We start from the raw sequence: 12,603 nt of genomic DNA, 5'->3' as shown, positions 1-12,603 counted from the left end.
GCATTTTTATTAACAATGTCTATAGTTACAGGAGACTCCCTCCACAAGAAACAAATAAAAATAATAAGAACACTAAAATATAATTTCTAATTTTTTTATTTCCTTTATTATCAATGCAGTAAATGCTGCTTTAACTTTACAGGCTCTCCCTCTAAGCAATTTTTCCATACTTCGCTTAGCGGGGAAATATTTAGTTCAATTCTCTTCCCAAATCCAAATATTATCAATTTCAATAGTATCAAACTTATCGAATTTGCAAGAAGATTGAAAACTTATGGAAAACTTCTTGCCGGCAAATTTCGAAAGGTCAAAAATTACGGTTTCAAAATTGTCATCAATTTGAGTTTTGGGGTGAAAATTTTCGGTTTCTTCAGTACTTGAAATTGCCTCATTGTTTATCATAACTCTAAACCAACTGTATTTTAAGGAATTGCTTGAGGTTTGTTTTAATTCGAATTTTAAATAAAGCTTTTTGATGTTTGTTGCATCTATTTCGCAGACTGTGCTTAATGTTGTATGATGTTCGGTGTTTATATTCCAGGCATAATCAGAGTCGATATTGTCTGGTGTTCCTTGCCAATTATTATGTGTACCGCCTTGCATTTGGAAAATGTAGTTTCCGTTTTGTTCTTTTATCTGAGCGTAAGAATCTATTCCGTAATTGCTTTCGAAATATTCCGAAAGTCCATTTTCAAATGTTTCTTCAAATGGGAATTCTGCTATTGTTGGATTTGTAATTTTTCGCAGTATGGTATCATCAGCAGTTTTCATATCGTTTTGCAAATTTCCAACTATCAAAAAATCGTATTTCCCTGAAAGGAAGGATTCTTGTTTCTTGAAAGTTATTTCTTTTTTTTGCCCGGCTTCGATAGTTTTATTAAATTGTTCGTTTACAAAATTTTTACCGAAATCGAGCGAGTATGAAACTGAAAATTCTGATATTGATTTTAAACTAAGATTTTGAACTTCAATAACAACATTTTCATTGTCTGTTATATCGCAATTCGACTGAGGATGAATTAATTCAACAATCGCAAGGTTATTTTCTAATAAACGAGTGCCCGTAATTTTTACATTGTCGATTGCGAAACAAGTTGCCCAAGTTCCGTTATCGTTATGATGAAATACTATTTGAACATTTTTCATCATCTTAAATTCGTCAAGACTTAGCGAAACTTTATTCCAATTATGTTCATCAAAATTTAGAGTCCGAAAATTTATCAATTCTTTGTTTGTGCCAAAACTTATTAAAATATGTCCGCTCGAGCCTTTTACTCCGGGATTAAATGCCTCTAATTCTAAATTAATATTTACAAATTTTGATAAATCAAGAATTGGTAGGTACAAATAGTCCATGCTTAAATCTGCATCAACATTTTCAGATTCTAATGAGGCAGCATAGTTTGAGTGCCATGGAATAGGCCAACCGAGATCTTCTCCAAAATTCCAACCAATTGAACCGGCAGCTTGCGTGGTTTTCCAATTTTTTGGTATATTGGCATTTTCAAAATCTTCAAATAAAATTACTTCTTGAGCTTGTAGAAATATTGTAGAAACAGAAAAAAATAAGATGAATAATTTATTCATATTTATTATATATTGAAATATGGTTTAAATATCTAATATAGTGGAATATAAAATATTGACTCATCATTTCTCAATTCTAATTCGAGCATCAACAGCCACAATTTTATCTAATTTTCCAAGTAGAGGATTAATATCCATTTCAGCAATCTCAGGTGCGATTTCCACTAATGCAGAAATGCGAGTAATTACATCAATAAATTTCTCTTCATTAATAGGTTCTTGCCCTCGCACTCCTTGTATTATTTTATAGCTTTTCAGGCTTTTTATCATATAATTTGCTTCATCTTTAGAAATTGGGCTCAAGCCAAAAGATACATCTTTTAACACCTCAATAAAAACACCTCCAAGTCCGCAGAGTATTTGATGTCCAAAATTCTCTTCAAATTTGGCTCCAACGAAAAGTTCTGTACCGCTTAGCATTGGTTGAAGTAAAATTGCTGTTGTATCTTCAATTTTTATCATTCTGTCGAATTCATTTTCAACTTGTTTTTTAGAATTAACATTTAGAATAACTCCTCCAACATCTGATTTATGTACTGGTCCCACAACTTTCATTACAATAGGAGTGTTTTGTTTTTCAAAAAACTCAACAGCTTCTTTTTTTGTTGAAGTTACTACTTCTTCTGCTCTGTCAATTCCGCAGGCATCTATTAATTTCTGGACATTTTCAGGTGAGAGATATCCTTCGTCTGACTCATCAATTATTTTTCGAATTGAAAGTTTATTAATTTTTGGAATATCAATATTTGAAGGTTGTGGTGGCAGAGTATTTGCAATATTAACAATTGCTTTTCCCAGTAATGCTTCATCAGCAAAAAACATTCTACCATATTCGAGAAATTCTTCTATCTCTTCTTTTGCGGTATGAACCGAAGGTAGAACAGGATAAATAGGTTTTTTTGAAGTTTTCATTTTTTCATTCAAAACATTATAGACATCAAAAACTTTTGTAAGTCCGGCAGTGCCGAAAATCACTATCATTGCATCAATTTCGTCGAATTTGTTATCAACGTAATCAATAATTATTCCTAACTGTTCTGCATTTCCTGTTGCAAGGAAATCGATAGGATTGGCGACCGACGAACCAGGGTAAAGATGTTCTAATAACTCTTGGCTGGCAGGATTTTCAATATGAGGAATTGACAAGCCACCATTTGATAAAACATCAGTTAGCATAACTGCAGGTCCACCAGCATGGCTAATTATAGCAATATTTTTCCCAACAAACTTTTTATGTAAAAATACTGAAGCAACTGTTGCTAATTCGTCCCGACCTTCGCATCTCACAATTCCTGCTTTTCGGAAAAGAGCATTTACTGCTTCATCAGAGCTTGCCAATGCTCCGGTATGGGAGGAAGCTGCACGACTTCCAGCCTCGGAACTTCCAGCCTTGATAGCTGCAATTTTGCAACCTTTTGCAATAAGCGAGCTAGCATGCTTTAAGAGTAATTTAGGTTTCGTAATAGTTTCCAGATATAACAGTTTTACTCGCGGGCTTTTGTGAGGATCAAAAGTATGATCCATATATTCCAATATTTCTTCAACACCCATCTGGGCTGAATTTCCTACCGAAAAAACTCGTGCAAAAGGTAATCCTTTTGGAATTCCTGTTTCCATAATGAAACAAGCTGTAGCTCCTGAACCGGAGATAAAATCGCAACCATTCAAATCCAATTTTGGAATAGGACTTGTGAAAACTCCATGATATTCAGGCGACAGAGCACCAATGCAATTAGGTCCAATTAATGAACCGCCAACACTGTCAATTATGTCAACAATTTTTTGCTCAAGAATTTTTCCTTCCTCTCCTTCTTCGCTAAATCCTGCTGATAAAATAATAAATGCTTTGGTATTTTTCTGTTTTGCGAGTAGAGTAATTGTTTTTAAAATATATTTTGCAGCAATTGCAATTATAGCTAAATCGACAAATGGTAACTCGAATGGATCAGTATAACTTACAATCCCTTGGACTAAGGTTTCTTTTGGATTTGTAACATACAAATCACCTTTAAACTTTCCTTCAATAAGATTTTTCAGGACTTTTCCGCCGGGCTTTTTTATATCGTTTGAGCCTCCAATTACTACAATACTATCAGGAAATAATAATTGTTTGTTTACCATTTTTTTATATTTTATTAACAAATTTTATGGACAAATGTATTTAAAAAAATTAGAAATTAGAAATGACAAATTCGAATATAATGCTTCACTTTATTTGTCTTTAAATTTACAAAAACAGAAAGATTCTTGAGTGATTAAAAATTGAATGTAATATTACTATCGACAAAATATTTAATCTACAATTTCATGATTTTCAGCTTGCTAAAATTGTTACAACAATATTTCTACTATCTCTTGGGCCATCGAATTCGCAAACAAAAATATTTTGCCATGTCGATAATCCTAGATTTCCGTTGATGATTGGAATTGTCTCGCTAGGCCCGATGATTCCGGCTTTAAGGTGAGAGTCGCCATTTCCGTCTTGGGCATCGTGTTCCCAAACTCCTGACGGAATAAGATTTCTTAAAAGGCTAATTACATCATTCTGAACCGAATAATCCCAGTTTTCCTGAATCATTATGGCTGCTGTAGCTCCTTGAACATAAATATTTACAATTCCATTTCTAATTTTACTTTTTTTTACAATCAACTTTGTTTCTTCAGTAATATCGTACAATCCATTATGTTTGTCTGTACTAATTTTTATTACTTCCTGCATTTTATAAAAATTAAGGTTTGAAATTCATAAAGTTAAAAAAATAAAATAGAAAAACCTGCTTAGCCATTTTTGTAAAAACTTAATTTTGCAATCAATTTTTTACAAAAATGTATTTAAAGCAGGCTTTTTGAAAGTAAGATATCTACTATCGTTTTTATGAAATAAGTTCTTTGTATTGCTCGGCAGAAAGAAGAGAATCTAATTCTGAAGCATCGTTCAAAGAAATTTTAATCATCCAGCCTTCTCCATAAGGATCTTTATTTACACTTTCAGGCTCGTCTTCAAGTGATTCATTTACTTCAAGAACTTCACCTGAAATGGGCATAAACATGTCAGAAACAGTTTTTACGGCTTCGATTGTTCCGAAAGTTTCGCCTTGTTCGAGCGTTTCGCCTTCGGTTTCGATTTCGATAAATACAATATCGCCAAGCTCTCCCTGAGCAAATTCGGTAATTCCAATATATACATTTTCGCCCTCAACTCGCAGCCACTCGTGATCTTTTGTAAATTTTAAATTTTCTGGAACATTCATTTTTTTATATTTTAATAAATACTATTAATAAATTTTTAGTGAGCAAAAATAAAATAATTATAACGAAAATAAAATGATGTTTTTCAGTTTTTAGGCTTTGACTTAAGATATTACAGTTCTTAATTTTCGAAGAGAACTTTTTTACAAATCAGAAAACTACGTAATGCAGAAGAATTTATCCTGCCAAAGTAAACCTAACACTGAAACCAACTTTGGTATTTGTTTGGGGGTACGTAAGTGAAACGAAAGGTTTTGTATTCGAATAATTTATAAAAAATCGAACATTAAATCTGTCGCTTAAAACATAATCGGCGGTCGTTTCTATAGAAATTACTCGTTGTCCTGAAGTGAGTTGATCTACATCTTCTACAAGTTTACGCAAAACAGTTCTGGCTGTTCTAATTGATAAGTCGGCTCGAAGAGTTAGGTCGCTTTTATACTCTTTCTTAGGACCACCTAATGTTCCCATTCTGAATGTTAAATCCTTTATTCTATATCCACCACCAATAATTATTTCATTGTTTTTCACCTCAGTAAGTTGATTGTTTGAAAAACTCATGGTCAGATTTCGAGTTTTTTTAATTTCAACTTTTGAAGTTAAACTATTTATCCATGTCATGTCGAAATTGATGAGAGGAGAAAATTGCTCATTGATAGAAACTGAGTTGATTTCGTTTTCGGCAATGAAGTTATTTTGAAGTTGGTCTCGTACAAAGCTCAAACCATCTATACCGGCTTCGGCAACATAATCAATATTTCTGGAATATGAACCAATATTGTATGAAGAACGGTAGGTGTGACCAACAGTAATGGTGTTAAAATATTTTTTCAGAAATTCAATTCTTGATAACCCATCGTAGTTAATTCGCCAATTTGGGCGTAATGATAATACCGAAGGAAACGGATCCAAAGATATTCTTTCAGGGCTTTGTCCGGTATATGCAGCCAAAAATGCAGGAATCATAACTTGCTGGGAAGTTGGACCATATCCGTCTGGGAAACCATTTTCGGTAAGGCTTGGATCGTACGAATCGTCAACGTCTGCTCTGTCGTAAGCCAAACGTTTGGCTATTGTTATACGGTAATTTTTGAAATCGTCGAATGCTGCCGATGTTGAATAATCATCGCCTGAGTTTTGAAATGCAGTTCCCCAAGTGTTTACCGACATAGTGAAATTTCCATTAACCATCTGGTTTTCGTATGCATATTTCCCAATGGTAGGATTGAATAAATAGTTAACATTTTCGGAAAAAGTGCGGTTTGCAGTGATATCGATTCTCATATTAGCAACCGGCTCTACTGAGCTTCTTAGGGTGATGGTTTGCGAATTTGTCATTGCAAAAGTAGCATTTAGCGTAGAATCAGCAGTAATCCAGCCATTGTCTTGTGCTGTAAATGCCAAATCTTTATCTTGTTGTCCTAAAATAAAACCAACTCCTGGAGCTAATTTTCCATTGAAAGATTCGTTGCCAAAAAATTTGGTTTTTGGGTTATAGCCCGGAAGAATTGTTCCGCTATTTTGTGAATATGATACTGAAACATTTCTTACACCCATCATTACATTTACGGTGTTTTCTACAATCAACTTCAAAATATTTGGTTTTACTTCTTTTCTCCCTTTTATTTCGACACGTGCATTTTCGTAATCTTTCATTACCTTAAAAGTTACACGATTTTCGCTAACAACTTTTTGCTGTCCGGCAATGTTGATGCCTTTTGCATCGTAGGCTCGAACTTCTACATCTTCTGTTTGAAGATTGTGAGTGAAAGACTTTGCAACATTAGATTTGAATGTTACGTTTTTCTTTTCATAAACTACTAATTCTGTTTCCTTTTCTTTTTGTTTTGTGGTTTTGTTATTCCTACTTTTACCTTTTCTATATTTTTTATTTATCTCTTTCAAATACTTAACCTTATTATATAAATTCTGAAAATTTATTTGTGGTGTAACTTGCAAAGTATTCGAATTCTTTATAGTATTCCCTAAATCGATATTCAATGAGTCTGGCATAATTGGGCCGGTTGTCCAATCGTAGGTAGCATTGTAGCGTGCATTTGCCGACATAAAATTTAAAATTGGTATTTTATTGATTGGAACATTCCAGTTTGCATTTATCGAATGTCGGTAATTTGTTGTTCGTCCAAAATCGTATAAATTCTGAACAATTGAGTCTCTTTTCCATTCATAATCATCATCATCTTTGTCAATCTTTCCTTCCGGTTCGTCTATCCTTGCAATATTTGTTGCTGAAAAATCGAGTTTGAAAGTTCTTGAAAGGTCATATTTTAGGTCGTACATTCTGTTCCATGAAAAATCTTTTTGAAATGTTGTAGGAATTATGATATTTGGGCTATTGATGTTTCGAAGTTTTGTTTCCTGATACATTCTGTCCAAATTTGTTCTGAACGACATTTGTTGAGGTAAATAATAGAAATTGAAATCTTTGATTAACCTCATTGCAGAGGACTTCAGGAATTTTGATTTTGACTTTTTAAATGGTTGAATATTTTTCGGTCGCGTATTGTAATTATATGAAATTGCACCATGATAATCTTTTCTTAAGCTAAATTCTGTATTTACATTTCTTGAGAAAAGTTCGTTGTAGGAATAGGTTAACGACCAATTGGATAAATCATAGACTTTTGGTTTTGATTGTCCTCCTTTAGTAACCTTCACATTTGTAAAGTTTACACTTTTTCTTTTAGTATAGTCTTGAGAATAATGTTTTATTGAGTCCCTTTCCTCTTGTGTTTTTGCATTATTTATTGCAGCTGAAAGTGGAATATCCGGGTCTAATGGATTATATTGAGGATTTGTTACACTTTCTGATAATCCAAGATATACCGGAATTCGTATTCCTGCTTTTTGAGGGAAAAATTTCCCAAGTTCTAAATTTGAAGAAATATCATATTGAAGCATCTCTTCTTTTTGGCGTTCGCTTACTTTCTTTTCAATACTTCCGAAGCCGGGTTTACTTGTGCTACCAGCTACTGTAACTGTACCAAGATCGGCAAGTTTAGTCATAACTCTTGCATTTGCTGCCCAGCCACCTGTTTCGTCGAATTCTGATAGGCGAAGTTCATTAAGCCAAATTTCTCCGGAATGTGGATCGTCGTTGTCAGCATCGTTCGGATTTCGAATACCGAGCATAATTGTTCTTACATTGCTTAAATTAGGATTTCCTGTTACAGTTACCTTATTTTCGCCATCCATAATGTAATAAGGAGTTGTGAGTTGAACCGTTGAATTCGATTCTCGCATTTTATCGTTCCGTTCTTGTTTTACATCCTGAAAAAGTGAAAAACGCAAATCTATTCTGTTTTCGTCAGGCCAAACTATAAGCCTGTCTTCGTATTCATCATTATCGTAATTTCCTGGAGGTGTCAGAACTAAAGGAACTTCGTATTCGTAATAATTTTGTTTGTAGTCAGACCCTAAACGAATAAAAACATATAATTCCTTATCATTCAATGGATAATTATTAATTTCTTCGGCATGTACTTCAAGTTGTAGGCGTTTATACTGACGAACATCCATTGTAACATTTTTATAGGCTGCTCTTGCATCGCCATCGGCAAGGTCTAAAACTTTCAATACAATTGATTGCTCATTCAATTGACGCAATTGCGGATTTGTTGGATCAATTACTCTGTCAATTCCGGGAGGTAAAATATAGTTTACCGGAGTTTTGCTACCATTCTCTTCAATATTTATTGCAGAAACGTCGAAACTTGCATCTGTTGGTTGAGGGTGCATTAGGTTTTCGCCACCTTCTTTGAGCGATAAATTATATTTCCTCCATTCTCCTCTAACTAAATCGAGGGTTGCAAAACGTAGTATAATATCTTGATCGAAGTTTTTCAAAAACATTCTTATAAATCGAATTGATTTAAAATCAGAAATTGAACCTATCACTTGCTCGGGTTCGTAAATTGGTATTTTGAATTGATACCATGTTACTTTCGATTTTTGACCGTTTTTTAAAGTTTCCGTATGTTCAATTTCATCAGTAATATATTTTTTGTCGTATTGCAAATTTTGTCGTGTGATTGGAATACGATACTGATAGTAGCTTTCGGCTTCGCTAAGTGTATTGTCGCCATTTATGTCTTCTACATCTGGAGTAATAGTTCCGGAAGTGAAATAATCCTCAGGAGATTGGTCATCGGTTGGAGAATTACCGTCCAGTCCGTTGTACTTTTTATACCTATCAAGAATTCCAACCTCTTGGTTATCATAGTCGGTTCCTCTGAAATAGTGATAATTGTCGCTCGATGGATCTTCAAAAAACGAATAATTTTGGTTTGAGTCAACTACCTGTGCCAAAGATTGTATATAGTCTGCAAAAAAATCTGTTTCATCCTCATCTCTTAAACCATCGAGTCCAACATCTTGAAACTGGCGTGCTTGCAAATCGTTGTCGAAAGCATTCACTAAAGATTGCACTAATGGCACTCTACCCCAATTAGTTGTGTCAACATAGGCTAATTCTGCATCTTCGGCTGTTTGAATATCGAAAGTTGGTAATCCGTTTTCGAATGATTTTCTCGAATCTTTTAAAACATCTTCGGAAACATTTCCAAGATTGAAGTATAGGTCTCCTCCAACAAAATTTGAATCTGCTTTTTCAACAAAAGGGTCCATCATCCAAAATTCGATGAATTCTACATTTGCCGATTCAAAATCGTTGGTAGTAATTTTTCGCATTATTCCAGCCCAGCGGGTATCTGGTTCATTAAGTTTACCATCGGCAGAAACTCCATGAGAATATTCGTTAGGTTCTACATCATAATTATATGGGCCTCTTTCTTCGGGATAATAAGCCAAGTTTAAAATTGCTATACTTGTAGGAATTCCATTGGCGTTTTCTTTATTCGGAAAAATCTCTTCTTCGTATATTTCTCTAACATAATGGCTTGACCGGTCGTCGTTTGATATATGATTTGGCGTAACACCTTCGTCTCGCAGAAATAAAGGATCGATATTATACCAGCCTAATTTTGCTCGATTATAACCATAGGCAAGATTGTCGGTAAGACTTGCTTCAGGAAACATGTCGTCTTGCAATTGTGGAGTGCTAGCTAAACCCCATGCAGCCCACGTTCTAATGTCAATTGCAGTTTGGCTGCCTTCAAAATCGTCGATGTATGAAACCCCGCTTTTGCTAAGTGCTTTTGAATGTCCAGGAATCAGATGAGCAAATTCTCCGGTTACAGAAACAGTTGATTTTTCCTTGGTTTCGAGAAGTGGTAAAAAATCTATTGCTTTTGTAATGAAAGGAACATCGGTTCTGTATGTGCCATCAACACCCCATATTGTGTTTGAGATTGGTTCGTCGCCAATGTTTACTTTCGATGTGAGTGGACGTTCAGTCAAGTTCAACATTGTTGCACCGAGATTGAAATCGTTTGAAACTCTATAATCTAAATGAGTCCCAACTAATGTTTTACTCTGAATATTAAATAATGAATTGCTTTCGAGAGAAATTTTAATTGGGGTTCCCGACTGAAGCAAACCCTCATTAATAATTTTTACACGACCCATAGTATAATCGACAGTATAGTCCTGTCCTTCTGTTAGTTGCATTCCTCCGGAAGTTACTTTTACCGAACCTTGCGGAACATTTAAGGCATTTAGTGTAATTTCGGAGCTCGAAGCCGACTGATAAGTTCCTTCGAGATAGAATTTGTTTTTTTCGGCAATTTGTCGCGCTACACTTTGTGTTGAATCGTATAATTCTTCAAAAACATATTTGTCTGCAATGGCATCATCATTAATTTGTTTCCGCAAATGCGACCCGAATGGTTCCCTAACCGGAAAAATTATTCTGCCATTTGACGTATTGATTGTTATTCCGTTTACAAAATCGAAAACTCCATCTGGTTGAGGATCGTTGTTAGAGTTCAGATTATCTAAATTCAGAACGTTTAGTAGAATTTCTCCGTTTATTCCACTCGGTGGTTGTTGCCCTTCGGAAAGATAATTTACTGCTGTACCGGTTTTATCATCCTGATACATTACATGAAGTTGAAAATCTTGTTGGTTTACTTGATATGCACCAATTGCATAAATGTTTTTCATAACAAGTTCCCAAGTAGGATTAATTTTCCTTTTATTAGCAACCAAAATTGTTGGAGATAAATATGTTCCTTTTAGCAGTTTAAGAAATAGGGCTGGAGTAGAGCTTGAACTATCGAGCGATACTTCGCTGGAAAATTCTCCTACTTGAAAAATTTGTCCGCTTGCAGTATATTCGTAAGCAACAGCCAAAACTTCATCGGCATTTAGTGCAGAATTTAAAGAAATATAACCCAATTGAGGGTGGAATGTATATTCTGAAGTAGATAATTTTCTTGCATTTTCAATTTTTTCGTAGTCTTGACCACCCGTAAAATCATATTGATAAGCCAATGGGCCTAATAGTGTGGATACATTGTTTATATCTCTAACATCAGAAAAGTCAGTTGTCATTTTTTCATACAAGTCATTTACTTCATTGTCAGGAAAATAGTCTTGATATGAATTTAATGAAATAAAACTATTGTTGAAAACATTTGTTCCGTCTTCATTTATTCCTTCACCGGAACTATTTGCCTCTCCCAGATCGAGGAAACCTACAATATTTCTTGATTCTTGAAAGTTCCCGGATTTGTTTGTTACCCAAATTTCAATTTTATTGATATTTACGGCAGATTGAATTATTGGCAGTATAGAAAGTGCAATATCGTACCTGTCCTTAAAATATTGCGATAAGAAAAAGTGTTTGTTTGCTTCGTATTCGTCGGCATAAACTTCAAAATCGCTAAGTTGTGCTCCTCCTTCAACTTCGATAACCGATGCTTCGCCTTTTTGCTGCGAAAAAACTGTTGTTACTCGGAGTTTCCCAAACTGAAGTTCGGTTTTCAAACCAAATAAACTTTGACTACCTGTAATTAATGAGCCTGATAATGGTAAAGTTACATCACCTGCTTCAATTTTCTGAATTATCTCATCCTCTTTACCTTCGTAGGCTAAGTTCATTTTATTTTCGAAATCGAATGTCGATTCTGTATTATAATTGGTTTGAATATTCATTTTGTCCCCAATCTGACCAGTAACATTCATTTGTATTTTCTCATCAAAATCGAAAGTGGTTGTTCGTCTTTGCCTTTCGGGAAGCATCGGATTGTCGTTTTTATTGATATTTATTCCAAAAATCAATTCGGCCGATCCTTGTGGCTGGATATTTATTGTATTGCTACCAAAAATTTTATCGAAAACATCGCCTCCGATGTGTAGTTTTGGCAAAAGTCCTGATTGATGCCCCAGACTTTCTGATTTAGCTCTTTCTCTGAAATATTCGTTAATTGCAATTCTTTGTTCATATTCTTGATATTCCTCCATAGTCATGCTCGAAGGGTATCGATAATTTAGTGTTCCTATCTTTTGTGAAAAAACATATTCATTTGCTTCATCATCATATTCTACTGTAGAAATTATATTGGAAGGACGGTTCAAAAACAATGCTGGGTTTTGTTCAGCATTATCAACCGGATATGTAGATTCGTCTTCAAAAGGAAAAGGGAGTGGTCCGAGCGTGTCAGTCGAAAGCGAATCGCCGGTTGCTGTTGTATCTTCTGGAATATATAAAGAAATTTCAGAAAAATTGATTGCGCTAGATTTGCCAGCAAGCAATATGGTCCAAAAACCAACTATAATTACACTTGCTAAACTATATTTTAATATCCTATTCAAAAGTATATGCTTTTTTGTTTACTAAATTAT

General features: G+C 34.4%; 5 protein-coding genes. All 5 read right to left on the bottom strand.

Translation table 11 applies throughout. From position 1 onward, the window contains the following. Positions 1-195: 195 nt before the first annotated feature. Complete coding sequence (locus HN894_11115; protein ID MBT7143877.1) at positions 196-1,587, bottom strand: hypothetical protein; 1,392 nt, start codon at positions 1,585-1,587, stop codon at positions 196-198. Between the two features lie 63 nt (positions 1,588-1,650). Next, positions 1,651-3,708 carry an acetate--CoA ligase family protein gene (locus tag HN894_11110; protein ID MBT7143876.1) on the bottom strand — a complete coding sequence of 686 codons (2,058 nt, stop codon included), beginning with the start codon at positions 3,706-3,708 and terminating at the stop codon, positions 1,651-1,653. Between the two features lie 193 nt (positions 3,709-3,901). Beyond that, complete coding sequence (locus HN894_11105) at positions 3,902-4,306, bottom strand: YjbQ family protein (GenBank protein ID MBT7143875.1); 405 nt, start codon at positions 4,304-4,306, stop codon at positions 3,902-3,904. A 154-nt stretch (positions 4,307-4,460) separates the two neighbouring features. Continuing rightward, on the bottom strand, positions 4,461-4,838 hold the full coding sequence (gene gcvH / locus HN894_11100) for a glycine cleavage system protein GcvH (GenBank protein ID MBT7143874.1): 378 nt from the start codon (positions 4,836-4,838) through the stop codon (positions 4,461-4,463). A gap of 175 nt (positions 4,839-5,013) precedes the next feature. Then, positions 5,014-12,573, bottom strand: a complete 7,560-nt coding sequence (sprA, locus tag HN894_11095) for a cell surface protein SprA (GenBank protein MBT7143873.1) — start codon at positions 12,571-12,573, stop codon at positions 5,014-5,016. Positions 12,574-12,603: the final 30 nt, after the last annotated feature.

The organism is Bacteroidota bacterium, from assembly GCA_018692315.1.
GTDB lineage: Bacteria > Bacteroidota > Bacteroidia > Bacteroidales > JABHKC01 > JABHKC01.
The sequence above is the reverse complement of the archived record's forward strand: the minus strand, read 5'-3'. Positions and strand labels throughout refer to the sequence as shown.

Excerpts from the sequence above, each read along its gene's own strand:
- HN894_11115 (MBT7143877.1), bottom strand. The coding sequence starts at position 1,587 with ATGAATAAATTATTCATCTTATTTTTTTCTGTTTCTACAATATTTCTA.
- HN894_11110 (MBT7143876.1), bottom strand. The coding sequence starts at position 3,708 with ATGGTAAACAAACAATTATTATTTCCTGATAGTATTGTAGTAATTGGA.
- HN894_11105 (MBT7143875.1), bottom strand. The coding sequence starts at position 4,306 with ATGCAGGAAGTAATAAAAATTAGTACAGACAAACATAATGGATTGTAC.
- gcvH (MBT7143874.1), bottom strand. The coding sequence starts at position 4,838 with ATGAATGTTCCAGAAAATTTAAAATTTACAAAAGATCACGAGTGGCTG.